The organism is Corynebacterium sp. UMB2355A (genome assembly GCF_033877495.1).
GTDB classification, from domain to species: domain Bacteria; phylum Actinomycetota; class Actinomycetes; order Mycobacteriales; family Mycobacteriaceae; genus Corynebacterium; species Corynebacterium pseudogenitalium.
In genome coordinates, this window is record NZ_CP138855.1 from 858,706 (window position 1) to 882,978 (window position 24,273).

General features: G+C 65.9%; 24 protein-coding genes and 1 pseudogene. 3 read left to right on the plus strand and 22 right to left on the minus strand.

What is annotated here, in order from left to right:
- Window positions 1-169 precede the first annotated feature (169 nt).
- From lysS to dacB, 15 genes are all read right to left on the minus strand, one after another.
- Complete coding sequence (lysS, locus tag R0V12_RS04205; protein ID WP_070478134.1) at window positions 170-1,720, minus strand: lysine--tRNA ligase; 1,551 nt, start codon at window positions 1,718-1,720, stop codon at window positions 170-172.
- Window positions 1,721-1,745: 25 nt separating this feature from the next.
- Window positions 1,746-3,140, minus strand: a complete 1,395-nt coding sequence (locus R0V12_RS04210; protein WP_252931433.1) for a DHA2 family efflux MFS transporter permease subunit — start codon at window positions 3,138-3,140, stop codon at window positions 1,746-1,748.
- A gap of 12 nt (window positions 3,141-3,152) precedes the next feature.
- Window positions 3,153-4,439, minus strand: a complete 1,287-nt coding sequence (locus R0V12_RS04215) for a hypothetical protein (protein WP_311475372.1) — start codon at window positions 4,437-4,439, stop codon at window positions 3,153-3,155.
- A gap of 57 nt (window positions 4,440-4,496) precedes the next feature.
- Window positions 4,497-5,303 (minus strand): pantoate--beta-alanine ligase, encoded by an 807-nt coding sequence (locus R0V12_RS04220; RefSeq protein WP_252931431.1) that lies wholly within the window; start codon window positions 5,301-5,303, stop codon window positions 4,497-4,499.
- Window positions 5,300-5,935: a hypothetical protein gene (locus R0V12_RS04225; RefSeq protein ID WP_252931430.1), complete on the minus strand. Its 636-nt coding sequence runs from the start codon at window positions 5,933-5,935 to the stop codon at window positions 5,300-5,302. The genes R0V12_RS04220 and R0V12_RS04225 overlap by 4 nt, the downstream gene beginning before the upstream one ends.
- Entirely contained in the window at window positions 5,932-6,765 is an 834-nt protein-coding gene (locus R0V12_RS04230; protein WP_311475373.1) for a DUF6779 domain-containing protein, read from the minus strand. Before R0V12_RS04230 ends, R0V12_RS04225 begins: the two co-directional genes overlap by 4 nt.
- Before the next feature lie 10 nt (window positions 6,766-6,775).
- Entirely contained in the window at window positions 6,776-7,243 is a 468-nt protein-coding gene (locus R0V12_RS04235; protein WP_070361896.1) for a DUF3180 domain-containing protein, read from the minus strand.
- Window positions 7,240-7,701 (minus strand): 2-amino-4-hydroxy-6-hydroxymethyldihydropteridine diphosphokinase, encoded by a 462-nt coding sequence (gene folK, locus R0V12_RS04240; protein WP_070361895.1) that lies wholly within the window; start codon window positions 7,699-7,701, stop codon window positions 7,240-7,242. The genes R0V12_RS04235 and folK overlap by 4 nt, the downstream gene beginning before the upstream one ends.
- Window positions 7,701-8,081, minus strand: coding sequence for a dihydroneopterin aldolase (folB, locus tag R0V12_RS04245; RefSeq protein ID WP_070361894.1), 381 nt, complete (start codon window positions 8,079-8,081; stop codon window positions 7,701-7,703). Before folB ends, folK begins: the two co-directional genes overlap by 1 nt.
- Window positions 8,074-8,925, minus strand: a complete 852-nt coding sequence (folP, locus tag R0V12_RS04250; protein ID WP_320072897.1) for a dihydropteroate synthase — start codon at window positions 8,923-8,925, stop codon at window positions 8,074-8,076. The genes folB and folP overlap by 8 nt, the downstream gene beginning before the upstream one ends.
- A 2-nt stretch (window positions 8,926-8,927) precedes the next feature.
- Window positions 8,928-9,500 carry a GTP cyclohydrolase I FolE gene (gene folE / locus R0V12_RS04255; RefSeq protein ID WP_070361892.1) on the minus strand — a complete coding sequence of 191 codons (573 nt, stop codon included), beginning with the start codon at window positions 9,498-9,500 and terminating at the stop codon, window positions 8,928-8,930.
- The gene (ftsH, locus tag R0V12_RS04260) at window positions 9,490-11,796 is read right to left on the minus strand and encodes an ATP-dependent zinc metalloprotease FtsH (protein ID WP_288857964.1); all 2,307 of its coding nucleotides are present in this window, start codon (window positions 11,794-11,796) and stop codon (window positions 9,490-9,492) included. Before ftsH ends, folE begins: the two co-directional genes overlap by 11 nt.
- Before the next feature lie 18 nt (window positions 11,797-11,814).
- Entirely contained in the window at window positions 11,815-12,423 is a 609-nt protein-coding gene (gene hpt / locus R0V12_RS04265; RefSeq protein ID WP_176754803.1) for a hypoxanthine phosphoribosyltransferase, read from the minus strand.
- A 78-nt stretch (window positions 12,424-12,501) separates the two neighbouring features.
- Window positions 12,502-13,407, minus strand: coding sequence for a tRNA lysidine(34) synthetase TilS (tilS, locus tag R0V12_RS04270; protein WP_320072898.1), 906 nt, complete (start codon window positions 13,405-13,407; stop codon window positions 12,502-12,504).
- A 2-nt stretch (window positions 13,408-13,409) separates the two neighbouring features.
- Window positions 13,410-14,672: a D-alanyl-D-alanine carboxypeptidase/D-alanyl-D-alanine endopeptidase gene (gene dacB / locus R0V12_RS04275; protein ID WP_320072899.1), complete on the minus strand. Its 1,263-nt coding sequence runs from the start codon at window positions 14,670-14,672 to the stop codon at window positions 13,410-13,412.
- A gap of 89 nt (window positions 14,673-14,761) precedes the next feature.
- On the opposite strand from dacB, the pseudogene R0V12_RS04280 reads away from it, so the two are divergent.
- Window positions 14,762-15,237: pseudogene (locus R0V12_RS04280) on the plus strand (inorganic diphosphatase).
- A 222-nt stretch (window positions 15,238-15,459) separates the two neighbouring features.
- Here R0V12_RS04280 and R0V12_RS04285 read toward each other — a convergent pair.
- From R0V12_RS04285 to R0V12_RS04295, 3 genes are all read right to left on the minus strand, one after another.
- A complete protein-coding gene (locus tag R0V12_RS04285; RefSeq protein ID WP_320072900.1) occupies window positions 15,460-17,703 on the minus strand; it encodes a hypothetical protein in 2,244 nt (747 codons plus the stop codon).
- 123 nt (window positions 17,704-17,826) lie between these two features.
- The gene (locus R0V12_RS04290) at window positions 17,827-18,609 is read right to left on the minus strand and encodes a hypothetical protein (RefSeq protein ID WP_070975563.1); all 783 of its coding nucleotides are present in this window, start codon (window positions 18,607-18,609) and stop codon (window positions 17,827-17,829) included.
- A 106-nt stretch (window positions 18,610-18,715) separates the two neighbouring features.
- On the minus strand, window positions 18,716-19,414 hold the full coding sequence (locus R0V12_RS04295) for a hypothetical protein (RefSeq protein ID WP_320072901.1): 699 nt from the start codon (window positions 19,412-19,414) through the stop codon (window positions 18,716-18,718).
- A gap of 49 nt (window positions 19,415-19,463) precedes the next feature.
- On the opposite strand from R0V12_RS04295, the gene R0V12_RS04300 reads away from it, so the two are divergent.
- Together R0V12_RS04300 and R0V12_RS04305 are read left to right on the plus strand one after the other, a co-directional pair.
- On the plus strand, window positions 19,464-19,754 hold the full coding sequence (locus R0V12_RS04300) for a rhodanese-like domain-containing protein (protein WP_070975668.1): 291 nt from the start codon (window positions 19,464-19,466) through the stop codon (window positions 19,752-19,754).
- 42 nt (window positions 19,755-19,796) lie between these two features.
- The gene (locus R0V12_RS04305) at window positions 19,797-20,222 is read left to right on the plus strand and encodes a MarR family winged helix-turn-helix transcriptional regulator (protein WP_320072902.1); all 426 of its coding nucleotides are present in this window, start codon (window positions 19,797-19,799) and stop codon (window positions 20,220-20,222) included.
- A gap of 414 nt (window positions 20,223-20,636) precedes the next feature.
- Here R0V12_RS04305 and R0V12_RS04310 read toward each other — a convergent pair whose 3' ends face one another.
- Genes R0V12_RS04310 through R0V12_RS04325 form a run of 4 tightly spaced genes read right to left on the minus strand, consistent with a single transcriptional unit; the run spans window position 20,637 to window position 24,271 of the window.
- Window positions 20,637-21,479, minus strand: a complete 843-nt coding sequence (locus R0V12_RS04310; RefSeq protein ID WP_320072903.1) for a class C sortase — start codon at window positions 21,477-21,479, stop codon at window positions 20,637-20,639.
- Window positions 21,476-21,751 (minus strand): LPXTG cell wall anchor domain-containing protein, encoded by a 276-nt coding sequence (locus tag R0V12_RS04315; protein ID WP_320072904.1) that lies wholly within the window; start codon window positions 21,749-21,751, stop codon window positions 21,476-21,478. The genes R0V12_RS04310 and R0V12_RS04315 overlap by 4 nt, the downstream gene beginning before the upstream one ends.
- Before the next feature lie 36 nt (window positions 21,752-21,787).
- Entirely contained in the window at window positions 21,788-22,726 is a 939-nt protein-coding gene (locus R0V12_RS04320) for a hypothetical protein (RefSeq protein ID WP_320072905.1), read from the minus strand.
- 18 nt (window positions 22,727-22,744) lie between these two features.
- Window positions 22,745-24,271: a SpaH/EbpB family LPXTG-anchored major pilin gene (locus R0V12_RS04325; protein WP_320072906.1), complete on the minus strand. Its 1,527-nt coding sequence runs from the start codon at window positions 24,269-24,271 to the stop codon at window positions 22,745-22,747.
- Window positions 24,272-24,273: the final 2 nt, after the last annotated feature.

Below are 24,273 nucleotides of genomic sequence, written 5' to 3' on the forward strand. Positions count from 1 at the left end.
GTCAACAAAGGGCTAGCGTTTTAATAGGCGGGAATTTGGTGCGCGCCCAGCCAAGCCACGGGGAACTTTTCCACAGCAGCACGCGAACGTGGCCAAGCAAAAAGCCCGGCGGCCTGGGAAAACACAAAATCCCAAGCGCCGGGCCCATCTAAACCCAAGCGAACTAGCCCTACGCCTCCGGCTTCACCAGCGGGAACAGGACTGTCTCGCGGATGCCCAGGCCGGTCAGGGCCATCAACAGGCGGTCGATGCCCATACCGCAACCGGCGGTTGGCGGCATGCCCTGCTCCATCGCGGCGAGGAAGTCCTCGTCGAGGACCATGGCTTCGTCGTCGCCGTGTGCGGCGAGGCGGGCCTGGTCTTCGAAGCGTTCGCGCTGGATGACGGGGTCGACAAGTTCGGAGTAGCCGGTGGCCAGCTCGAAGCCGCGGACGTAGAGGTCGAACTTCTCGGTGACGCCGGGCTGCTCGCGGTGGTCGCGGGTCAGCGGGGACGTCTCGACTGGGAAGTTGATCACGAAGGTCGGCTCGTACAGCTGGTCGGAGCAGAGGTGCTCCCAGATCTCCTCGACGAGCTTGCCGTGCAGCCAGCCCTCATCCTTCGGCACCTTCAGGCCGATGACGTCAGCGATGCCCTTCAGTTCCTCCACGGAGGACTCGATGGTGACCTCAGGCTGGCCCGGGAACTTGCGCTGCAGCGCCTCGTTGAGGGAAGGGTACATCTCCATGACCTTCCACTCGCCGCCGAAGTCGTACTCGGTGCCGTCTGGAAGGGTGACGGTGGTGGAGCCGAAGACTTCCTTCGCGCAGAACTGCACGAGTTCCTGCATGGTCTTCGCGCCGTCCTTGTAGGTGCCCCACGCTTGGTAAGTCTCGAGCATGGTGAACTCGGGCGAGTGGGAAGAGTCGACGCCCTCGTTGCGGAAGTTGCGGTTGAGTTCGAAGACGCGCTCAATGCCGCCGACGACGCAGCGCTTGAGGTAGAGCTCCGGCGCAATGCGCAGGTAGAGATCCATGTCGAGCGCGTTGGAGCGGGTAATGAACGGGCGGGCTGCGGCACCGCCGTGCAGGGTCTGCAGCATCGGCGTCTCGACCTCGACGAAGTCGTGGCCGGTGAGGAACTTACGCACAGCTGCGATGACCTTGATGCGGGTCATGGCGTTCTTGCGGGCGTCCTCGCGCATGATGAGGTCGGTGTAGCGGTGGCGGACGCGCTGCTCCTCGTTCATGTCAGCGAACGCGACCGGAAGTGGGCGTAGCGCCTTGGACGCCATGTGCCAGGACTGCGCCTGGACGGAGAGCTCGCCGCGGCGGGAAGCGATGACGCGGCCACGCACGGAGACGATGTCGCCGAGGTCGGTGTCGGCCTTCCAGGACGCGAGCGCCTCCTCCCCTACCTCTGCGAGGGAAAGCATGACCTGCAGCTGGGTGCCGTCGCCCTCCTGGAGGGTGGCGAAGCAGAGCTTGCCGGTGTTGCGCTGGAACATAATGCGGCCCGCGACGGCGACGACGTCCTGGGTCTCTTCGCCCGGCGCGAGGTTGAACTTGCCGTCGCCTTCGCCCTCGGGCACGGCACGGTACTTCTGGCGCAGCTCGCGCAAGGAGGTCGTGCGGTCGACGACGACTGGGTAGGCGTCGCGGCCTTCGCTCAGAAGCTTTTCGCGCTTCGCACGACGGAACTGTTGCTGTTCGGAGAGGTCCTGCGTTGTTTGATTCTTCACGCTGACCTAGCCTAGTCGGTCCGGGTCAGCCGTGGTCAATTAGTCGTGTATTCGGCTTGCCTCCCACGAAGCACACGGCTACAACGACGAGCAGCATGCCGACGCCACCAACGATGAAGGCGCGCGCCGTCCCGTCGGAGGCGCTGCCGGTGGCCTGGGTGCCCATGGTCATCGTTGCGATGAACACCGCGGTGCCCGCCGCCCCGCCGAGCTGCTGCAGCGTGTTGAGCGCCGCGGATCCGTGGGCGTAGAGCTGCGACGGCAGCGAGGACAGCGACACGGTCATGAGCGGGGTCATGATCATGGACATCGCCACGTTGACCAGGATCAGCACGGCGACGAGCTGCCACTGTGGGGTGTCATCGGCGAGGATGGCCACGAGGATCCACTGGGAGGCCAACATCAGCACCGCACCCGGGATAGCCAGGGGGCGTGGGCCGTAGGCGTCGTAGCAGCGCCCCGCAATTGGGGACGCGACGCCCTGCGCGATACCGCCGGGCAGGAGAATCAGGCCGGTGGCAACGGTGGAGATACCAAGGCCGACCTGCATGTAAACAGGCAGGATGTTCACGGTGCCCAGCAGGATGCCGAAGGCGATGAACACGCCCACAACGGAGAAGGCGAAGTTGCGGTGGGCAAACACACTCAGGTCAAGCAGCGCGCGCCCGGTTGGCGCCAGTCGCAGCTGCCTGCGCACGAACAGCACCAGGAACACCGCGCCGACCGCCAGGGCAACAAGAGGGGTCCAGGAATCGCCGGTGAGCAGGGAGGTGATCGTCGATAAGCCGTAGACGAGGCCGCCGAACGCGAGTGCTGAAAGGAGCACCGACAGGATGTCGAGTGGAGCGTCGTGGCGCTCGCCGACGTTCGGGAGGGCGAACACCGCGAGCAGCACCGCCACGGCGGGGATAGGCACCATCACCCAGAAGATGTGGTGCCAGGTAAACGCGCCGAGCACGAAGCCGGCGAGCGTGGGCCCGAGGGCGGGCGCGACCGACATCACCACCGCGTTGAGTCCCATCACCGTGCCGCGGCGCTGCGGGGCGACCACCGTAACGGTAACCGTCATGAGCAGCGGCAACATCGCCGCCGTGCCGAGTGCCTGCACCACGCGCGCGGCGAGCAACACCCCGAACGAGGGCGCGGTGGCCGCCATGACGCAGCCGACGATGAACAGCGCCATCGAGGCGAAGTAGACGGCGCGGGTGCTGAGGCGCTGGATGACGAAGCCGGAGGCCGGGATCGCCACGGACATGGTGAGCAGGAAGCCGGTCATCAGCCACTGGGCCGTATCGGCGGGTACGCCGAAGTCCGCCATGATTGCGGGCAGGGCAACAGCGACGGTGGTCTCGTTGAAGATCATCATCATCGCAGAGACCACCAGCACTCCAATAAGCAGTACTGGGTTCGTTGATTTCATAGCCCGCTAAGGCTACTCCTCGTCAGCAACTGGGGCACAGAGAGGCAGGTCGAGGCGCTGTGCCTCGGCATCATCGCCGTTGATGACCACCATGTACTCACGCTCGGTGCGCGGGGTCAGCACGAAGGCCGGCGGGGTGGCGTCGGGAAGCTGGTAGTCGTAGATGAGGCACTCGCCGGAGCCAAGCACGACGGCCTCCTTCGGGTCCGGCAGGACGCGCTCGAGCGCATCAGAGGACACATACTTTGCGACGGAGACCCCCAACGTCTCGTTCGCGCAGCGGATCTTGCCCTCCTGGCCCTCGTCCGGCGTGGCGGAGTCACAGATCAGGCCGTGCCACCCCTTCTGCCCGGCCTTGTCGGACACGATGCCGGGGTAGGTCTCGGCGATCTCGGCTTCGACACCGACCCATTCCTCACCGCGGTGCTGCATCCAGTACCAGATGCCGCCAGCAGCGATGAGCAGCAGCGCCACGATGGCCGCGATCCACGGCCAGAGCTTGAACTTCTTCTCGTCTTCCGGGCGGATGTACTCGCCAGTCGGGCCGTACGGGTAGGGCTGCGGTGGCTGACGGTAGCCGTCGGTGGCGCCCGGCGCGACCGGGGAGACCTCCGGCTCATCGAGGGGTTCACCGGCGACGGCGTTGAGGTAACCGACGCAGCCGGTGGCGGCGTTGGCGGCGTCCTCGTCGACGTCAAGGCCAGTCATAGAGTTAAACAGTTCAATGAAGCTTGCAACGTTCGCCGCGTGTTGCTCCTCGGCGTGCTCGGGTGCGGTGGCCGTCGGGCCAACCAGGGTGAGCTTGACGGGGACGCTGGACCAGGCTGGCTGCACCAGCATCCGGGAGGCGTCCACGGAGCGGGCCACGAACGCGCCGAGGCCCTGGGCGTCGTAGTCGTCGATGGCTTCAGCCACGCCGATGAGCAGCTCGCGGGCCTCGGCGGGGGTGAACACGCCGCCGTCAGCACGCTTGTCGGCGATCAGGCGGGCGAGCGAAGCGCCGGTCGGGGCTTCGCGCAGTACATAGAGGTGGCCGTCGTCGGTGTAGCCGGCACTGCGCGGCTGGAACGCGCCGGGGTGGTTCGAGGCGGCAAGCGCCCGGTTCAGGCCTGCGATGTCGCGGCGTTGGTTCTCGGGCTGGGCGGCGTCGAAAAGCTCGACTTCGACGGCCTGGCCTGCATCATTGCTGGCGACGAAGAGCTGTGAGTCTTCGGTGCGCCCTGTGGCTTGGACTTGCTCGGGGGTGAAGTCCATGCCGAAGCGCTCGTTCAGGATTCCAGCAATCAGGTCTATAGGCATGCCAAAGAGTGTAGCGAATAACTCGCCGTTTCTCGCTATGGCCCTCGTCTTTCCGCCCTAGTCCTCGATGTGTTTGAACCCGATGCCAAGCGGCAGACCCACGTTGTCGTGGAGGCGCACCGTGCCACCGTCGGTGGCGGGCAGGTCGATCGCGGCGAGCAGTCGGGCGTCGCCCTGGGCAGGGGCCTCGCGCATAGCCAGGTCGCGCACCGCGAGGTACGCCGGTGCAACCCCGGCGGCCTCGAGCACGCCACGCACGGTGTCCAGGACGGTCTCGGCGCCGTGCTCGGCGGCGTGCGCCCCCGCGGTCAGGGCGGCGGACAGCGCAAGCGCCTGGTCGTGGGCGTATTCAGCGACGCGCTCGTTGCGCAGCGAAAGCGCCAGCCCGTTCGGCATGCGCACGGTAGGCACGCTGTGCAGCTTGACCTCCATGCGCAGGCCCGCCACGGCAAGCTGGGTGGCGACGAGCAGTTCGAAGTCCTTCTCCCCCATCACCAGGTCGGTGGCATGGGTGGCGTTGAGCACCGCCAGGATGTGGGCGACGTCGCGCGCCATGGCGTCGGCGTCGTCGAGGTGCTCCATTCCGGTGCGCACGCTCACGGCGGTGCGCAGCTCGCCGTGGAAGACCACGTCGACGCCCTCATTGCGGAAGGTCTCGGGCACGTCCTCGCCTGAGTAGGTGACAAACACGTACGCGCCGAGCAGCGACTTCGCCGCCCGGATCAGCTCGATGTGCCCGGCGTGGACGTCGGCGCCCAGCGGTACGACCGCAATCGTCTTGCCAATCTTGCGGAATGCACGCCCGTAGGTGGCCAGCAGCTGCTCATCACGCACGACAACCGCGTTGCCCGGTTCAAAAGTCACAGGTCTTCCTCTCGTTGCTGCGCCGCGCGGCGCTCCAATACTTCCACTAATCGACGCACCCCTTCTCCCCCAACCGGCTCTCGGTCGAGCGGGCGCAGCGGCGGCAGTTCGGCGCCATCGAAGGCCTCGGCGACCGCCTCGAAGTTGGGGTTGGCCTGCCGCAGCAGCGCAAGCGCGTCCTGCTGGACTACGCGCTGCAGGGCGCGCAGGTGTTGGGCGGTGGCCACCAGCGGACGGTCCGCATCCGTGATTGGCATGGTGACCTGCCCGAGCTCCCCGAGCACCAGCGCGATCACGGTCTCCCCCAGCTCGTCGGCGGCGGAGGTGACCCACACGTTGTCCACGATGTTGTGCGCGCACATGACGACGGCCCCTGCGACCTCAACCTCGTCGAGGAGCTGGGCGCCGTGGTCCAGGTTGGTGTGCCAGAACATCTGCCTCGGGCGCACGAACGGCGCGCACTCGGCGGCGGCGCGCTCAATAACGTCAGCGGAGCCCTCGAGGAGCACCAGGTCGGCGGCGGCGATGTCCGCGGCCACGCACGGGTACGTCACGCGGTGCCCGGCGCGCGCAAGCTGATCACTCAGCGCGCTGGGGCCGCGCCAGGCGGCGATGGTCAGCGTTGGGCTCATTTGTTGCGGCGCGCTAGCAGCTCGGCGACGGAGACAGCGTTGTCGCCGGCCGCGTCGCGGCGGCGGCGTCCCCCAGCACGCGGGGCTGGTTCCGGCACGGTCTCGATGACCTCAGTGACTGGCTGCTCGTGGCGTCCGTGCTCAGGCTCTGGTGCTGGTTCTGGCTCGGGAACCGGCTCAGGCTCAGGCTCAGGTTCCGGTTCGGGCTCCGGCTCAGGCACTGGCTCGGGTACGGGCTCAGGCTCCGGGATTGGTGCCGGTTCAGGCTTCTGTGCTTCTTGCGCTTCTTGCTTCGCCTGGTGCTCGCTAATCAGCGCCGTGAGCGGGTTCTGCGTCTCCCGACTCGGCTGGCTGCCAATGCGCCCGGCGATCGCGTCGGAGGACGGCGCCCCGGCCGGGCGGTCTTCGGACGGTTCGTAGGTGGGCTGGGTGAAGGACTCAATCTCCTGGATGCGGCGCGCCGCGGCGTGCACGGCAGCGGGCTCGTACTCGAAGACGTGCCCGCTCATCTCCTCAATCGTGGAGCGCAGGGACCGCAGCTCCTCCTGGATGTCGCGCAGCAATTCCTCGGAGGGGGCGTCGACACCCGAGGGGGCGCCAGCGCGCGCGGCCTCCAGCTCTGCGGCGAACGTCTTCTCCCGCTCCTCCTGCAGGCGCACGGCCTCCTCGTTGTCGCGGCGCAGGCGGTAGATCACAATGAGGCCCGCGACGGCGGCCCACAGCGCCAGGATCAGCGAAAGCTTGAGTATGTTCGCGGAGTTGGTAAACAACATCACCACTGTGCCTGCAAGCGCAGCCACAAATGGAACAATCACCCAAGTATTTTTCATGCCCACTACCTTAGCTAACCTGTTCTCCACTTGAGGGCGGCGACACCTCACACACCCGTTCCAGCACTACACCAGCTACCGCCAGCGTGACGCCGCCCAACGCCCCGGAGACCAAGGGCGGCACGTCCTGCGCCGCGGCCATCAGCACGTGCATCCGGGGCAGCACGAAGAGCAGGCACCCCGCGTACAGCCCGCCGCTGACCGCTCCTGCCCAGGTGCAGGCCTTGCCAAACAGCATGAAGTTCGCCGCCATCATCGGGTTGAGCTGGCTGCGATCCAGGCCAACCTTGCCCTCATCACGGCGCTTGTGCACCATGAACGCAACGTAGAAACACACCGCGGCGACGATCCAGAGGCTCAGCGGCACCACCATGTTCAGCGACTCAAGCAGGCCGAACAGGCGGCGCACCACAATGAACGCCGCGGCGGTACAAAACCCGAACACGGCGATCACTCCGGACAGCGGCGTGCGTTTCACAGCTTGCGAACCCCCTGCGGTTCCAGCTCCGCGAGAATCTCGCTGACCGGGCGATCGAGCAGCTTGGCGTGCGGGTCAATCTCCAGCCAGGGAACCAGCACGAACTCGCGCAGGTGTGCGCGAGGGTGTGGCAGCGTCAGCTCAGGGTCGTCGCTGCGGTAGCCCTCGAAGTCGATGATGTCCACGTCCAGCGTGCGCGGGCCCCAGCGCACGTCGCGTACGCGGTTCGCCTGCTGCTCTAGGCGCTGGCAGCGGGCGAGGAGGCTGTAGGGGTCGTCGCTGTCGGTTTCGATAAGAAAGCTCTGGTTGAGAAAGTCTGGCTGCTCCACCCCGCCCCAGGGCGCGGTGGCGTAAATCGAGCTTGCGTCGAGGAGCTCGGCGGCGAACTCGTCGGCGACCGACTGCAGGTGGGCTCGCGAGTCCTCCATGTTGGAGCCTGCCGAAATCACCGCGCGCATCAGCGGGCCCCCATCCGTTTGCGGGAGCGGCGCGCCACCACGGCGACGTCCTCGAAGGGCAGCGGGATCGGTGCGTGCGGCTTGTGCAGCGTGACCTCCACCGCGTGCAGGATGTCGAAGCGCTCCATGGCGGCCTCGGCAATCTCGGTGGCCACCGTCTCGATGAGCTGGCGCGGCGTGCCCGAGGCGATGTCGCTGGCCAGCTGGGCTAGCTCCGCGTAGTTCATCGTCTGGGTCAGGTCGTCGGTGGCTGCGGCGCCTGCGAAGTCGAGCCAGCAGGTGATGTCCAGCAGGAAGCGCTGCCCGTGCTCGCGCTCGTGCGGCAGCACGCCGTGGTGTGCGTAGACGGACAGCCCCTTGAGCTCAATGCGGTCAGCCAAGGTTGCCTGCCTTCCACGCGGCGGCCACGTCGACGGCGTCCCGGGAGACGGCCACCTCGTGCACGCGCACGCACCAGGCGCCAGCCTGCGCGCACAGGGCGGTGACGGCGGCGGTGGCTGGGTCGGCGTCGATAGGCCCGTGCTCGAGCCCGCGGGCGGCGCGCACCCCGGTGAGGAAGCGCTTGCGGCTGGCCCCCACGAGCAGTGGGTAGCCGCAGTCCATGAGTGCGGGCAGGGCCTGAAGCAGCTGCCAGTTCTCCTGCGGGGTCTTGGCAAAGCCGAGGCCCGGGTCCAGCGTAATCTGCTCGGGGCGCACCCCGGCGGCCGTAGCGTTGGCGACCAGCTCGTCGAACACGCCGAGTACGTCGGCGACCACGTCCCCACCGTGGTCGGCGGCACCGGAGGCGTTCACGAACTGCTGGGCGCGCCAGTGCATCAGGCACACCGGCAGGTCCGTGCGCGCCATCGTGGCGTACATGTCCGGGTCCGCGAGCCCGCCGGAGACGTCGTTGATAAGGTCCACGCCCGCCTCGGCGGCGGCCTCGGCGGTGGCGGCGCGCATCGTGTCCACGGAGGTCCGGATGCCGTCCTCGTGAAGGGCCCGGATCACCGGGACAACGCGCGCCGCCTCGACCTCGGCGGGCACACGCGTCGCGCCCGGCCTGGTCGACTCCGCACCCACGTCGATGATGTCCGCGCCCAGGCGGACCAGCTCGTGGGCGTGCGAGAGGGCGTCGTCAACTGCGAGCCACTTCCCGCCGTCCGAAAACGAATCTTCCGTGACGTTGACGATGCCCATCACCGTCGTGCGCCCCGGCGCAGTGAGATCCTGCACACTGACCATTGTTAGCTCCTTATCAGGCTCAAGACCTCGGCCCGGGAGGCGGCGTTCTTCTGGAAGCCGCCGCGCACCGCGGAAGTCGTCGTCACGGCACCAGGCTTGCGGATGCCCCGCATCGCCATACACAGGTGCTCACATTCCAGCACCACGATCACGGCGGAAGCCCCCAGCTTATCGACGATCGCGTCCGCAATCTGCGCCGTCAACCGCTCCTGCACCTGTGGCCGCTTCGCGTACATATCGGCCAGGCGGGCGAGCTTCGACAGGCCCGTGACCTTGCCTTCCTTGCCCGGGATGTAGCCGACGTGCGCCTTGCCAAAGAATGGCACCAGGTGGTGCTCACACGTGGAGTACACCGGGATGTCGCGCACCAGCACGAGCTCCCGGTAGTCCTCCGCGAACGTCTTCTCTAGCACAGCGGTCGGGTCCTGGTGCAGCCCCGCGAACACTTCCTCGTACGCCTTCGCAACCCGCGCCGGGGTTTCCTTCAGCCCCTCGCGGTCCGGGTCTTCGCCGACTGCGATGAGGAGTTCGCGCACCGCGGCTTCGGCGCGGGCGCGGTCGAACTTACTGGTCATCCTCGTTGCTCCTGTGTCGTGGCAGCTGTTTGGTTTCTTCCTCTGACGGTCGGTCGGGCCGGTCGGGCCGCTCGTGCTCCGGCAGGCGGAACCCAATCTCCTCGTCCGGGCGGTAGTTGTCCATGCCCGGGTGCGTATCCGGCTCAGGCTTCGGCGCAGGCTCAGGCGCTGGCGCGGGCTCAGGTTTCGCCTTCGGCGCGCCCGGGTACGTCCAGTCGTTCGGCGGCTTCGGCCCGCCGTAGGTCGGGGTACCTCCCGCAGGCGGCGGTGGCAGCGGAGCGCCGTGCTCCTTCTCCCGTTCTTTTCGACGCCGCTCCCGCGTCTCACGCGACGCCTCAAGGATGGAGAAGCGCTTCGGCGGCTCCTCGCCACGCTCCTCGGCAAGCTCGACCGGGGTCTTGACGGGCTCGCGGCCGAACTGGCGGCCGAAGCGGATGTCGTAGGCAGGCAGCTCCGGCCGGTGCGGCTCCACGCCCTCGAGGAGCGCTTCGAGGTCTTGGCGGCGCAGCGTTTCCTTCTCCAGCAGCTTGGACACCATGGTGTCCAGCTGGTCGCGGTACTGCTCCAGGATGCCGTAGGCGGTGGCGTGGGCGGCGTCGATAAGCGTGTGTACTTCCTTATCGATCGTGGCCGCAACCTCCGGCGAGGACTCCATCTTGGCTCCCGCCCCCATGCCGGAGAAGGCGTCGCCCTGCGCCTGGCCGTACTTCACGGTGCCGAGCGCCGAGGTCATGCCGTACTCGGTGACCATCGCGCGCGCGATCTTGGTGGCCTGCTCGATGTCGTTGGAGGCACCCGTGGTCGGCTCGCCGAAGACGAGCTCCTCCGCGGAGCGCCCGCCCATGGCGAAGACCAGCTGGGCGAAGAGCTCGTCGCGGTTGTACATGCCCTTGTCGTCCTCGTCGGCCGTCATGGCGAACCCGCCGGTGCGGCCGCGGGCGAGGATGGTGACCTTGTAGACGCGCTCGATGTCCTTGAGCGCCCACGCCGCGAGCGTGTGCCCACCCTCATGGTAGGCGGTGACCTTCTTCTCCTTCTCGGAAATCACCTTGGAAGAGCGGCGCGGCCCGCCGATCACGCGGTCCGTGGCCTCCTCCAGCGCGTCCGGGGTGATCACGTTGCCGCCGATGCGGGCGGTGAGCAACGCGGCCTCGTTGAGCACGTTGGCAAGGTCCGCACCGCTCATACCGGCGGTGCGCTTCGCCAGCGCATCCAGGTCCACGTCCTTGGACAACGGCTTGCCCTTCGCGTGCACCTTCAGGATCTGGGCGCGGCCCGCGATATCCGGGTTGGTCACCGGGATCTGGCGGTCGAAGCGGCCCGGGCGCAGCAGCGCCGGGTCCAGGATGTCCGGGCGGTTCGTCGCCGCGATCAGGATCACGCCCTCGCGGTCGCCGAAACCGTCCATCTCCACCAGCAGCTGGTTCAGGGTTTGCTCGCGCTCGTCGTGGCCGCCGCCCATGCCGGAGCCGCGCTGGCGGCCGACGGCGTCAATCTCGTCGATAAAGATGATGCAGGGCGAGTTCTCGCGTGCCTGCTTGAACAGGTCGCGCACGCGGGAGGCGCCCACGCCGACGAACATCTCCACGAAGTCGGAGCCGGAGATGGTGTAGAACGGCACCCCGGCCTCACCCGCAACTGCGCGGGCGAGCAGCGTCTTACCCGTGCCGGGCGGGCCGTACAGCAGCACGCCACGCGGGATCTTCGCGCCGAGCGACTCGTAAATCTTCGGGTCAATGAGGAAGTCCACGACCTCCTGCAGCTCATCGACGGCCTCGTCCGCACCCGCGACGTCCGCGAACGTATTCGTCGGATTATCCTTCGACAGCTGCTTCGCCTTCGACGACCCAATCCCGAACATGCCGCCCCCGGCCTGCATGCGGTACATGAAGAAGAACAGCAGGCCGAAGATCAGCACCATCGGCAGCATGAAGCCGAGCATCGACATCAGGAAGGACTCCTGCGTCACGTTCGTCTTGTACTTGTCTGGCGCGGCTTCCTTCACCGCGCCGAAAATCTCCGGCGTGGTGCGCGCCGGGTACTGAGCGCTGATCTGCTCGACGCCCTCGCGCTCTTCGACCTTGATCGGCTCCCGCAGGTCAATGCGGACGCGCTGCTCGCGGTCGTCGATCTGGACTTCCTTGGCGTTCTTGTTCTGCAGCTGCTCCATCGCGATCGACGTGTCCACGCGCTGGTAGCCGCGGGTGTCATCCCCGATGAGGGTGAGCAGGTACAAAACAATAAGCACGGTGGCGCCGATCAGGCCCCACCGCAACACGTTTTTATTCTTGGTCATACAGCTCTTCTGTGTGTATTAGATGTCCTCAGGCGCGTCGGAGTAGACGCGAGGGTGCAACGTGCCCACGTACGGCAGGTCGCGGTAGCGCTCGGCGTAGTCCAGGCCATAGCCGATGACGAACTCGTTGGGGATGTCGAAGCCGACGTCGAGAAGATCAATCTTGGCCTTCTGCACCTCAGGCTTACGCAGCAGCGTGATCACCTCGAGGCTCTTCGGGTTACGCCCCGACAGGTTCTTCAGCAGCCACGACAGGGTCAAACCGGAGTCGATGATGTCCTCGACCACGAGCACGTCGCGGCCTTCGATCTCCTTGTCCAGGTCCTTCAGAATGCGCACCACGCCCGAAGAGGTGGTGGAGCTGCCGTAGGAGGACACCGCCATGAACTCCATCTCGCACGGGATGGAGAGCTTGCGGGCGAAGTCCGTCAAGAAGAACACCGCGCCCTTGAGCACGCACACGAGCACTAGGTCCTGCTCGGAGTCGCGGTACTTCTCGGAGACCATGTCAGCCAGCTCTTGGATGCGCCGCTGCAGGTCTTCTTCAGGAATCAACACCGCCTCTACGTCGTCTCCGTAGCGGTGTGGCGCAACGTTGAAATCCTTCTTGTCATACAGCTCGGTCATCGGGTGCCCTTTCTCAAGCCCTTCTCGGTTGGCATCAGTTCATCATCTTGCCACTTTCACGTCACCTTGGACAACCATTTACGCGAACAGAAGCGTTGTGCCGCGCCGCTCCACCCGCACTCCCCCGCCGAGCTGCACCGCACCTTGTCCCCGCCAGTTCGTCACCAGGGCTTCAATAGCCGCAAGGTGGGCACCTTTGACCTCCCCCCGCTTTTCGACGACCCACTCCGCCAACACCGCCCTCCTCACCACCGGCGGCAGTGTTGCAAGCTCCGCGCAATCCAGCGTTTCGGCGTTCGGGGCCGGGGTGATGCGTTGCAGCTGCGCTGCGGCTTGCGCGATCCGGTCCGCCGTGCCCGCCAACGCCGGGACCACCTCCCCACCGACGATCTCCTCCAGCAGCGGAATCACCCGGGTGCGCAGCGCCACACGCCGGTACCGCTCGTCCTTGTTCATCGGGTCCTGCCAGGGTGCGACGCCCAGTTCGGCGCAGGCGCCCGCGGTGTCCGCGCGGCGGACACCCAGCAACGGGCGAACCAGTCGACCCGCGCGCGGCGCCATCCCCGCCGGGTTGCCGCGCAGCGCCCCGAGCAGCAGCGTTTCGGCCTGGTCGTCCGCGGTGTGGGCCGTCCACACGTCCCGGTCGGGGCCGGCGTGCTCGAACAGGGCCGCGTAGCGGGCCTGGCGGGCGTCGGCCTCCGTGCCCTTACCTGTGCGTGTGATTTGGATGGTCGCGATTTCCGCGGGCACCCCAAAGTTCCGCGCCTGCTCCGCCGCGCGCCTGGCCACCTCCGCCGATCCCTCCTGCAGCCCGTGGTCCACCACCAGCGCCGTCACGTCCAAGCGTTCCGCTGCGGCCGCCGCTACCAGCGCCAACGAGTCCGCCCCGCCCGACAGCCCAATTACCGCAGGCTCCGTCCACCCGCGCACTGCGCGCCGGCACGCCAAAAAGTGGGGGCTGCGCCGGGGCCAGAACGGCTCCATGGCTAGAACTCCCGCAGCGCCGAAGCGAACGTGTCCATCGCCCGGCGCGCCTCCAGAATGTCCGAGTCATTCGAGAGCAGCGCAAACGTGTACACGTTGCCGCTTTCCGCAGTCACCGTGCCGGCCAGCCCGGACGTCTCGTCCAGGGTGCCCGTCTTCGCGCGCACCCAGCCACGCCCGGCCAGGTCCCCATAGCGGGTGGCCAAGGTGCCGTCGCCGGCCGCGACCGGCAGCGCGTCCAGCATCGGGCGCAGCTGCTCGTGCTGGGTGGCATCACTCAGGATGCTGTCCAACATGCGCGGGGTGATCCGGTTGTCCACCGACAGGCCAGAGCTGTCCACCAGCGTGATGCCGTCCGTGTCAAAGCCGTGCTCCGCCAGGACGTGCAGGGTGGCGGAGGGGGCGTCGATACCTACGTGGGCCGCCACCTCCCTGCCGATGGCCTCCGCGTAGACGTTGTCGGACTCTTTCATCATCATGTGCAGGCGCTGCACCAGGTCCGGCGACTCCACACTTGCCAGCGTGTCCGCCTCCGCGGGCGCCGGGCCGAGACCGACCGTCTCGGCGCCCACGCGGTCCGCGAGCGCCTGCGCCACATCCAACGCCGGAGTATGCGAGCGCGGCACGTCCCCCTCGGTCTCCCCGTTCAGGCGACCGCCCGAGAGCATCGCCGGCTCCAGCGGCGCGACGAAGCCGCCATCGATGTCCACGGGGTCCCAACCCGGCATCATGGTCGGCTGCTCTTCCCACGCGCTGGTGTCGATGAAGACGGCGGTGACCTGCTGGTTTTTGAGTTGTGTGGCGAGCTGGTCGATGGCCTCCGCGTCCAGCCACACGTCACCATTCGCCTTGATCACGACCGAGCCCGGCTGCTCCCCACTCACCACCTGCGTCTCGATCCTGTCATCCGCCCCCAACTCCAACACCGCCGCCGCAGCCGTCAGAATCTTCGTCGTCGACGCCGGGCGCAACGCCTCCCCCGCCAACCGATCAAACAGCACCTCACCCGTCGAGCCGTCCGATACACGCGCGTGGAACGTGCCCAACGCAGGGTCCTCCGCAAGCTCCGCCAGGCGCGCCTGCAGCGCCTCGACATCCACCGGGCGTGGCACCGCCGGCACCAACACCGGCTCCGCCTGCGGCAACTGATACGCCGGGGCGTGTTCAATGCGCGCCAACTCCTGCTGCGCCGCCACACCGAAGCCAGCCGCGCCACCCACCGCGACCAACGCAACCCCGCCAACAATCCAAGTCCAAAGCTTCACGGCGCATAAGCGTAGCCCAAACCCACACGGCGACGCAGCCCCGTATGATAAGTACCGGTATTATCAACGCGACTACAAAAGGAGCGCACATGGCTGTCGAAGTCACCATCGAAATCCCCAAGGGTTCCCGCAACAAGTACGAACTCGACCACGAAACAGGCAAGGTCTACCTCGACCGCCACCTGTTCACCCCGATGGCCTACCCACTCGACTACGGCTTCATCGACGAAACCCTCGCCGACGACGGCGACCCAATGGACGCCCTCGTCATCCTCCCTGAGTCCGTCTTCCCAGGCGTCATCGTCAAGGCACGCCCAATCGGCGTCTTCAAGATGACCGACGAAGCCGGCGGCGACGACAAACTCCTCTGCGTCATCGACGACGTCCGCTACGACCACTACCAGGACATCGACGACGTCTCCCAGTTCCTCAAGGACGAAATCGAGCACTTCTTCGTCCACTACAAGGACCTCGAGCCGAACAAGGAAGTCTCCGGTTCCGGCTGGGGCAACAAGGCAGAGGCTGAGAAATCCTGCAGGCCTCCATCGACAACTACAAGAAGTAGTCTGCTGCCTTTGAAGCCGCCTGGGTGTTCCCGGGCGGCTTTTTGCTTGGGCCTCTACCAAATTCCTGGTTTTGGCGTCGGCTCAGCAGGCCCGAGTCGGCCTGAGTGACAAAACACGCAACCCAATACATCCAGCCCTTTTCCTACCAGCGGAAATAAGGATGCGCTTTTGCAGGGTTGCGTCCTTTGTCACTGGCTGCCCAATCTGCACACCACGAGCGTCTAGAACTTGAGGTGATCTTTCGCCCAGAACGCCGCCGCGCCCAGCAGCGCAAGCAGCGGCACCAGGATCGCCGCGATGATGCCGCCCTTCGAGCTGCCTTCGCAATTCTCGGAGGATCCACTTGAAGAACCATCCTTCGCGCAGGTCGCAGGCGCCGGAACGCTCGGCTCGGGTGCCGGCTCACTTGTCGACGTCCCCACCTCCGGCTCTGGGGCTTCCTCAGTTGTCCGCGCGGCGGACTCGGACGTGGTAGTCGACTCGGTCGTCGAAGAGGATGCCGTCGTAGTCAGCGTTGTTGAAGACTCTGGTGCGGGCTCAACCAGCGTAGTCGTTGGCGTAGTTGTCCGCGGAGCGGACACTTTCGACGTCTCCGAGGTCGAAGGTTCGATGGTTTCGGTTGTCCGCGGCGCGGACACCTTCGGCGCCTCGGAAGTCGAAGGCTCCGTGGAAGGCTCCGCCGTAGTCGTTTCGGTTGTCCGCGGCGCGGACGCTTTCGGTGCTTCCGAGGACGCGGACGAAGACGTGGACGAGGTCGCGGACGAGGATGTGGTCGTCGAAACCTCTGACGTGGTCGGAGACGGTGTGACCGAAGTAGTCACCGACGATGGCGCAGCAGAAGAAGTGACGTCCGTGGTTGTTGGCGTCGGCTCCTTTGCCAGCAGCTCGTCCAGGTTTTCCTGCGCCTCGACGACGCGGAAGAACGTGCGGTCAAGCTCGGCTTGCGCCTTGTTGATTTCTGGTGCGTAACCGGTGCGGCGCACAACCTTCATGAGCGCTTCGGCGATTTTGTGTTCTTGCTTGGCGGTCGCCAGCGCCGCGCGGGCTTCCTCAACGCTCTTTGGTTTCACTGCGGGCGCGTAGCTCGGGGCTTCGTACTGCGGTGTTGTGGCTCCACAGTTCGGGCAGCAACGAGGCGATGACGTGGAGGTCTCCCCGCTTGTCGACGGCCCCACCGTCGGCGTTGTCCGCGTAGCGGAAGTCGTAGACGTAGTTGGCGTTGCCGACACGCTCGGGGCCGCCGAAGTGGTTGTCCGCGGCGCGGACGTAGTCGACGTGGTCGGAGTTGGCGTAACGGACGTAATCGACGTGGTCGGAGTTGGCGCAACCGACGTAGTCGCGGTTGTCCGCGGCGCGGACGTGGTCGACGTGGTAGGCGTTGTGGACGTGGTCGTTGAGGTCTCGCTGGCGAGCTGCTCGCGCAGCTTCCCGAGGTTTGCCTTGGCTTCCGCGAGGGCACGCTCCGCATTCTCCACGTGCAGGCGCGCCAAGATGCGGTCCTTCGTACTCCGAGCGTTCTTCTCAGCCTGCTCGGCCTTCTTCAACGTGGCTTCTGCGTCGGCGACGATGCGTTCGCCCTCTTCGACCGTGGAAGGCTTTGGCGGGGCGACGTATTCCGGCGCAACGATGTAGTCGGTGCTCGGTACCTGCGAAGACGTCGAGGACGGCTTAGAGGTAGAAGGCTTAGAGGTAGCAGTCGTCGAGGTAGACGGCGTGGTCTCCGGAGCAATCGTCACAGTGACGGAGGGCGCTTCAGAAGTCGTCGAGCTCGTCGAGGTCGTTGGCAGCGGTAGGGCGCTCGGGATCGTCGGCATCGGCAACGGTGGCAGGTCCGGGAGGGACGGCTGGCTCGACGACGAAGACGAAGAAGACGATGTCGTCGGCTTTGGCTTCGGACGCTCGGAAGTCGTCGGCGTCACCACCGGTGGCAAAGGCGAAGGCTCAGGCGAAGGCTCCGGTGTAGGAGTCGGCTTCTGGCGCAGGTTGTTGCGCTGGATGAGGATTTCGGCGTCGAGAGGCTGGGGTACCAGGCCGGGTTTACGGGAGCCTCCGACGACCATAAGGAGGTCGTCGCAGCTGTGCGCGAGTGCCATCGCGTGGCCCATTTCGTGCGCGATGGTCATAATGCGGCTTTTCGCCTCAACATAGCGCCCAAACATCCTGGGACTAATCCGCACGGTCAGTGTCGGCCCGCCGCCGGTCACGCGCCCCAGCGGCCGCAGGCTTGGGTCCACGATCACGCTGACGGCCTCGGGCGTCTTGTGGTCGATGAACTTGATATCCAGGTATCCACCTCGGTCGCGCACGGCCTTGACCCACAGGTCGGCGGCGCGCTGGATGTCGGCGCGGTGGCCGGTGGTGTCGTAAAGGTAGAGGGTGTTGTTGCGGATGCCCGTATTGCGGTCACCCGCGAACGTAAACCGCGAAATGTCCAGTTGCTGCCCCCGCTTGAACTGCGACTTCAACGCTTTGCATTCGGACCCGTTGGGCCTCACGTCGACGTGCGCGGAAGCGGGCGTCGTACCCCCTAGTACCAGGGAGAAAGCACAAACAGCAGCAAGAACATTTCGAGTTTTCACAAAGGTTTACTATATGAGGAACCGGCGCCCGTATGCAAAGACGGCTGCACCAATTATCGACGCCACCACCAACGCAAACAGCGCCCGCACCAGGGTGTTCGACCCGGTCTCAGCCGCGATACCACGCTGCTCTGCAACCGGAGCCTGCGCTGGGGCGGCCTGCTGCTGCGCCTCAACAGGCGCCTGACCTGCAGCCTTGGAGGTTGCCAGGCCCTGACGCGCGACCTCAGCGGCGTTCTCCGCGAGCAGCGCGTTGGAGTCCTTCACCTCGGCGTCGGTTGGAGGCTCGTTGATGCGGGCCAGGTCGGTGACGTAGGTCTTGCCGTCAGCGTTGAGGTAGTACGTCAGACCACCGATAGCGAGCACTGCTGGCAGGGCGATCAGGCCGGCTGCCGCTGGTGCCGGGTTGTTCGGGTCAACGTCTTCGGCGGTGAATGGGACGTCCTGGTGGTCGCCGGTCGGGTCTGGCTGCTCGACAGGGGTCGTTGCCTCGGCTGCGGGAGCTTGGGGCGCTGCGGTTTCGGCGGCGGGGGCGTCGATAAGCCCGGCGACAGCCGCCTTCGCCACGTCCACTGCGCGCTCGCGGTCAGCCGCCGAGAGCTGGTCAAAGGCGATGTTGACCAGGTTGCGGTCCGGCACGTAGTGGGTGCCGTCCTGGGTGAGGAAGTACTCGGCACCGTTGATGTCGTGGGTCACGGCCGGCAGCGGGATGTCCTGTGCCTGGGCCATGGGGACGATGGCGGTTGCGAGCGCGCCGGTCATGACGGCGGCCAAAACGGTGTTGCGCTTCATTAGGGGCTCCTTTGCTCAACATGAAGTCTCAAGTCTTACTTCATGGTTTAGCCCCACTGTAGACGCACTTCACCCCAGTCACAAGTGTTTACACAAAAAACTTCAGTTACTTTGCGCCGGTATCGGTCGGTGGCGCATCCAGCACGGACGAAAATTGCCACCCAATGACCGCGTTGCGAACCGAGTCCGCCAAAATATTGCGCGGCTGAATACAGGAGATCGTCAGCAGCAGGCCCGGGCGTGGCCCATCACCCCAAATATCAACATCGCTGGCCATGACCTCTTTCACCGGATCGTGCAGGTCAGTCGCGCGGTACGACAACCACTTCCCACCAGCTGCCTCGGAGTCGGCGGTGCGCAGGTACAGCATGTCCCCCACCCGGATGGTGTGCTGGTCGGAGGAGCCGTCGAAAAGCTGGTCAAAGACCCCGTGCACCCCTGCACCCGTGTGACCAGCGACGACCACCAGATCCTCAGCACCCGGCCCCGGCAGCGAATACGGCTTCTCCGGCGCCGTATACACACATGCCTTATCTAATGTGGCCGGATCCAAGGCGTCCGCGCGCACGCGGCACGGGCCCTCCTCGAAGTGCGCGCGAAGCCCGACCGAGGGAATAAACATCTCGAGCGGCTGCGACTGACCAAGTGCTGCAGGAACCTCTGCTGGAGGCTCGGGCGCAGGCGCAGGCTCCTCTTTGCCGCACCTTGCTGACAGCGAGATGAGTGCCACGAGCAGCACCAACGCCACAACCCGGCGCACCCAAAACACCCACTGAGGCGGTCGAGTTCGAGGAGGCGTACGCATAGTGGAAATCGTAGCCGACGCACCCGGCACTTCCGCTACAATCGCGCACATGCAATCCATCAACGTTAAAGAAGTACCCGAAAACGCCCAGCTCATCGACGTCCGCGAACCCGAAGAATACGCAGAAGTCCACGCCGTAGGCGCCACCAACCTGCCACTGAGCGAACTGACCACCCTCACCGACCGGATCGACCCCGACCAGGACATCTACGTCATCTGCCGCTCCGGCGGGCGCTCCTCCCGCGCATGCGAATACCTCGAGCAGGTACACGGCTGGGAACCCATCAACGTCGAGGGCGGCACCATGGAGTGGATCGCCAACGGGCTGCCCACCGAGTAGCACGGTTTCATTCCTGGCCAGCAGCCCGATACTCTGAGATTTATGGCCACGATTGAACTCCCAGAGGCGCTGACTACTTCGCCATCGTTCCAGATCGAGCGCGTGCGCAGGCACACCAAAGACGAGGTGGAGCGCACCCTGGCGAAGCACGACTCCTCCATGCGCGAGTTCTGGGTGCTCAGCTGCGTATCCGAGCAAGCACGCTCCCAGTCGCAGCTCTCTGAGCTCCTCGCGATCGACGCCTCCGACATGGTCCGCCTCATCGACTGCCTGGAGAAGCACGCGTGGGTCAAACGCGAACGCGACCCGAAGGACCGCCGCCGCCAAATCGTGACCGCCACCAAGAAGGGCGGCAAGGCCCTGACCAGACTCGCGGAGGATGTGGCCGCCGCCGAGGAACGCGCCCTCGACGCCGCCAACCACAAGCAGCTCAAGAACCTGCGGAAGCTGTCGCAGGCGATTTTGTAGTTTTTGGTTGGGGTGCTTGGGGCACTGCAGACTTGCGCACCAAATTCCTTGATTTCTGGGGAGGGTTCCGCGTTCCCCCAGGTCACGTGGCTCGCGGGAGGGAATTTGGTGTCTGCCCCGCCACCCCGAGTGACAAAGGACGCAGCCCAATTTTCACGACCTGGGATTTTGCCGGAGTCAGCGGGCAGGATTGCGCCTTTTGTCACTCGCTGCCCCATCTATGCACCAAATTCCCTCTTTTGGAAGAGGTGCCGTCGCGTTTTCCCAGGTCGCAGATTGTGAGCGTGGGAATTTGGTGTCAGGCTCGAATGTTACTGCACCAAATTCCCCGATTTCAATAAGGCCGACCTGCAAAGCCCCAGGTCGCGACCCCTGCGTGTAGGAATTTGGTGCCACGCCAACCCCCAACTACCCCTACCCAGCCTCCCGGCGCCTCCGTTTCCACCAGCGCCACAGGATCAGCAGCAGCACCACCAGCACGATCAGGGCCACGAGTATCATCCACCAGCTAATCCCCAGGCCGGTGACGCGCGGTTCGGGGGCGTCCGGGTCGAGGGGCACGCGAATGGCGTGGACGAGCAGCCGGTCGGTGTTCAGGCCGTAGGGGGTGCACGTGATCAGGGTGAGACGGTCTTCCCCCGGCTGGTAGCGCACGGCCTGGTATTGGTCCGGTTTGACGATTTCGCGGCTAACCATTTGGTAGCGCAGCCGTTGCCCCATTACGTCGATGTAGATGTCTTGGCCTGGTTTGAGGGTGGGGAGGGAGTCGAACATGGCGGCGTTGACCATGCCGGTGTGGGCGGTGATGACGGAGTTGGTGCCGTCGCCACCGACGGGCAGGGTGGAGCCGAACATGTGGCCTGCGCCTTCGTAGAGTACGTGGGGTGCGGTGGTGTGGTAGACGGGGAGGTCCACCCCGATGTCTGGGATGCGGATGCGTGCCATGATGCCCCCGGAGCCTGGCAGGTTGAGTTGTGCCATGTAGTCGGGCATGTCGGGGTCGTTTGTTGAGGGTGGGCGTGCGTGTGTGCCGGTGGCCAGCAGGCGTTGGTTGTAGTCGCAGGCGCGGGCGAGTTGGGCGTCGCGTTCTTCGGCGCTGAGGTTGGTGGTGTGTTCGCTGTAGGCGTCGGCTTGGCGGCGGAGCTGTTCGTTGGTGGCGAGTGTGGCCACGATTGGGTACAGCAGCAGGAGCGCGCCGAGGATCAGCCCGATGAGGGAGATGAGGTTTCCGGCGCGTTTGCGGGTGGGTTGGCTCACTGTTCCTGCTCGTCTTCTTTTCGACGCGCCAGCAACCATCCCGCAACGATCAGGGCGAGGGCGAGCAGCGCGAGCCAGATGACGTTGGCGCCGGTGTAGGCGAGTACTTGGCCGACGCGCCCCCGCGGTCCGTCCTGTGAAGGCTGCGTCTCAGTTGTAGGTTTCGGTGTTTCCGGCGCGGTCGCTTTCGGTGCCGGGCCTGTCGGCGATGGTCCAGCCGGGGCGGTGCCCGAGGACCCCGCCTGCCCTGGCAGCCCTGGCAGAAGCGGCACGAGCGGCAGCAGGCCGAGTAGGCCCCACAGCCAGCGTCAATCTCCCGTGGAGGAGCCCTGCTGCGCAGGCGCCTCGATGAGCACGTCGGCGTGGGTGGCTTGCATGGTGACGTGGTTGCGTTCGGGGTCCATGCCGTCGGTGGTGAGGGTGGCGTCGGCACCTGCGGTGCCTTCCGCGGTGGCGCGGGCGCGCTGCTCGAGCGTGACGGTGGTGGTGACGTCAGCGGCGCGGGTGCGCGCGAGTTTTTCCAGGCCGGACTTGGTCAAGGCTGCGCGCAAGCGGTTGCCTTCGCGGTGGAAAGTGACGTCACCTGGGCTGAGTGCCTCCCCGTTGATGCGCACGGTGGGTTCCCCGTCGGATTCCAGGTTTCCGGTGAGCGTCAGGGTGAGCTCGTAGTGGCCGATGGTGCCGTCGAGAGACGGGTTGGGCGCAACGCCGCGCACGGTGAGGGCGACGTCCTCGCCGGGGTGGACGCGCTGGCGGCTGGCTGTGAGCACTACGTTGAGGTGCTGGGCTTTCGGTTCCACGGTGCGCGCGGAGCCACCCGTCACGGGCACCACGAAGGGCGCGAAGAAGACTTGCGACGCCGCTTTCGCCTCACTGTCGCCAAGCGTGAAGAGGTACGCGCCGGGGTGCAGGCCGTCGAGGGTGACGCGTCCGCCGCTGGTGCGCGCGGTGGCGACTTCGACGATCGTGTCGGGCTGCGTGCGTAGCAGTGCGGGGACGTCGAGGGTGGCTAGGGATTCGCGCCCGGCCTGGGTACTCATGTCCACGGTGGTGATGCGTGAGGCGGTGACGGTGCGCTCCCCGATGGTGTCCAGGCCGTCGACACCTGCGGCGGCGCGAAGGTCCACCGTGACGCTGCCCGGTGCGGCGGCCACCGCGACGGGTGGCCCGAACGCAGGCATGCCGACGTCGGCAACGCCGACCGTTACGGCCAGCGCCACCGCCATCGCAGTCCCCGGGTTTCTCACCGCCGTGTGCTCCTCTACCTATGCCTTGCGGGAGCGCAGCTGGTAGACAGCGCCGCCGCCGAAGAGGACCACGCCAAGCGCCAGGATAATGAGCATGGTGCGCTCACCGGTTGCTGGCAGGCGGCCGAACAGGTTGTCCTTGACGTTGTTGACGCTGCCGGTGAGCGTCTTCGTGGCTTCGTCGTAGTTCAACGGCTGTGGCTCCGGGTTATTCAGGTAGCCGGACACGCCCTTGGTTTCTACGGCGCAGTAGTCGGCAAACTTGCTGTCCTTCTTGGTCAGGTTGAGGCCTTCGGCCTTCGCCAGGGCTGCCCCGGCGTGGTCGCCTTTGGCGACGGTTTGGTCGGCGGTCAGGGTCGTCTTCACCTCTTTCCCGATGACGACGCGCTGAGCGGCGGTGCCTTCGTCCACCTTCCAGGAGCCGTCGTCCTGCTTGGTGCAGGTGAAGATCTGGAACTCGGCGCCGGCGCCGTTCTTGTCACCGTCCTTGGCCTGTTTGTTCAGCAGCTTGGTCACCTCAACCTTGGCGAAGTTCAGCGTCGTGGCGCCGTCGTTCGGGTCGTCGGTTGGGGTGGTGTTGTGCGGTTGATCGTCGTTGGAGTAGTACACCTGCGCGGTGTTGTCGATCGTGCCGTTCTCAGGCAGCTTGACCAGCGTCGCGTCGAACTCGGTGCGTACGGTCAGGCCGGGGTTGGCGGCGCGCAGCTCGCGTAGTTTCTTCAGGCCGGCCTCGGTGAACTCGACGTCGACGGTGTTGCCCCCTGCATCGGCCACGGTGTAGTGGGTCCCAACGGCAAGGGTCTCCGGGTTCTCGTCTTTGGCGGACTTCAGCACCTGCACCTGCACGGGGTGATCGGCCTGGCTCCACTTGAGGTTCGCAGCCAACTTATCGACGACCCTCAGCTGATCGCCTTCCGGGTTCGGGCCGAACGCTGGGATGGGGGCGTCGATACGGTAGCGGGCGTTATCCCCCTGGGTGATGTTTTCGCTGATGAGCGACTTCTTCGGCTCCAGGATCTGGTTCTTCGGGCTGATGGTGCGCTCGTACTGCGCTACGCCCTTTTCGAATGCCGGGAGGGTAAGCAGGAACGGGGTCGCCACGGAGTGCTTCGCGCCCTCGGCGCGTAGCTCGGTGACGCGGAAGAGACCCACGCCGAGGTCGGTGAACACGGCCTCGCCGTCAGCGTTCGTCGCCACTTCCTTCGCCTTAAAGCTCGGGTCCGCCTGCACATCGGAAACCTTCTTCTCGCCTTCTGCGGCGACGTCGTCCCAGCCCTTCGCGGTGTTCAGCGGCGCGGTGGCGATGCGCTCAACCTTGAAGGTGACGCCCTTGATGGTCTTCATGTCATCGAGGCTGCCGCCCTCACCGATCGGTTCGCCCTCGTACTTCTTGATCGTCAGCTTCGTGGCCTGGTTGACGTCAACCTGCGACTGGGCGACGGCAGCAGGCAGCGTTGCCACGACGGAAGCGCCGACCGGGCCGACGAACGCGACCGCGGCCGCGGTGGATACTGCAAGTGCTGTGCGGGAAATGATGTGTTTCATGG

Coding starts and splice junctions, on each gene's coding strand:
- hpt (WP_176754803.1), bottom strand. CDS start 12,423: ATGACCGAGCTGTATGACAAGAAGGATTTCAACGTTGCGCCACACCGC.
- tilS (WP_320072898.1), bottom strand. CDS start 13,407: ATGGAGCCGTTCTGGCCCCGGCGCAGCCCCCACTTTTTGGCGTGCCGG.
- R0V12_RS04300 (WP_070975668.1), top strand. CDS start 19,464: ATGCAATCCATCAACGTTAAAGAAGTACCCGAAAACGCCCAGCTCATC.
- R0V12_RS04325 (WP_320072906.1), bottom strand. CDS start 24,271: ATGAAACACATCATTTCCCGCACAGCACTTGCAGTATCCACCGCGGCC.
- R0V12_RS04230 (WP_311475373.1), bottom strand. CDS start 6,765: ATGAAAAATACTTGGGTGATTGTTCCATTTGTGGCTGCGCTTGCAGGC.
- R0V12_RS04210 (WP_252931433.1), bottom strand. CDS start 3,140: ATGAAATCAACGAACCCAGTACTGCTTATTGGAGTGCTGGTGGTCTCT.
- R0V12_RS04215 (WP_311475372.1), bottom strand. CDS start 4,439: ATGCCTATAGACCTGATTGCTGGAATCCTGAACGAGCGCTTCGGCATG.
- folP (WP_320072897.1), bottom strand. CDS start 8,925: ATGGTCAGTGTGCAGGATCTCACTGCGCCGGGGCGCACGACGGTGATG.
- R0V12_RS04295 (WP_320072901.1), bottom strand. CDS start 19,414: ATGCGTACGCCTCCTCGAACTCGACCGCCTCAGTGGGTGTTTTGGGTG.
- R0V12_RS04290 (WP_070975563.1), bottom strand. CDS start 18,609: ATGAAGCGCAACACCGTTTTGGCCGCCGTCATGACCGGCGCGCTCGCA.
- folE (WP_070361892.1), bottom strand. CDS start 9,500: ATGACCAGTAAGTTCGACCGCGCCCGCGCCGAAGCCGCGGTGCGCGAA.
- ftsH (WP_288857964.1), bottom strand. CDS start 11,796: ATGACCAAGAATAAAAACGTGTTGCGGTGGGGCCTGATCGGCGCCACC.
- folK (WP_070361895.1), bottom strand. CDS start 7,701: ATGCGCGCGGTGATTTCGGCAGGCTCCAACATGGAGGACTCGCGAGCC.
- R0V12_RS04225 (WP_252931430.1), bottom strand. CDS start 5,935: ATGAGCCCAACGCTGACCATCGCCGCCTGGCGCGGCCCCAGCGCGCTG.
- R0V12_RS04305 (WP_320072902.1), top strand. CDS start 19,797: ATGGCCACGATTGAACTCCCAGAGGCGCTGACTACTTCGCCATCGTTC.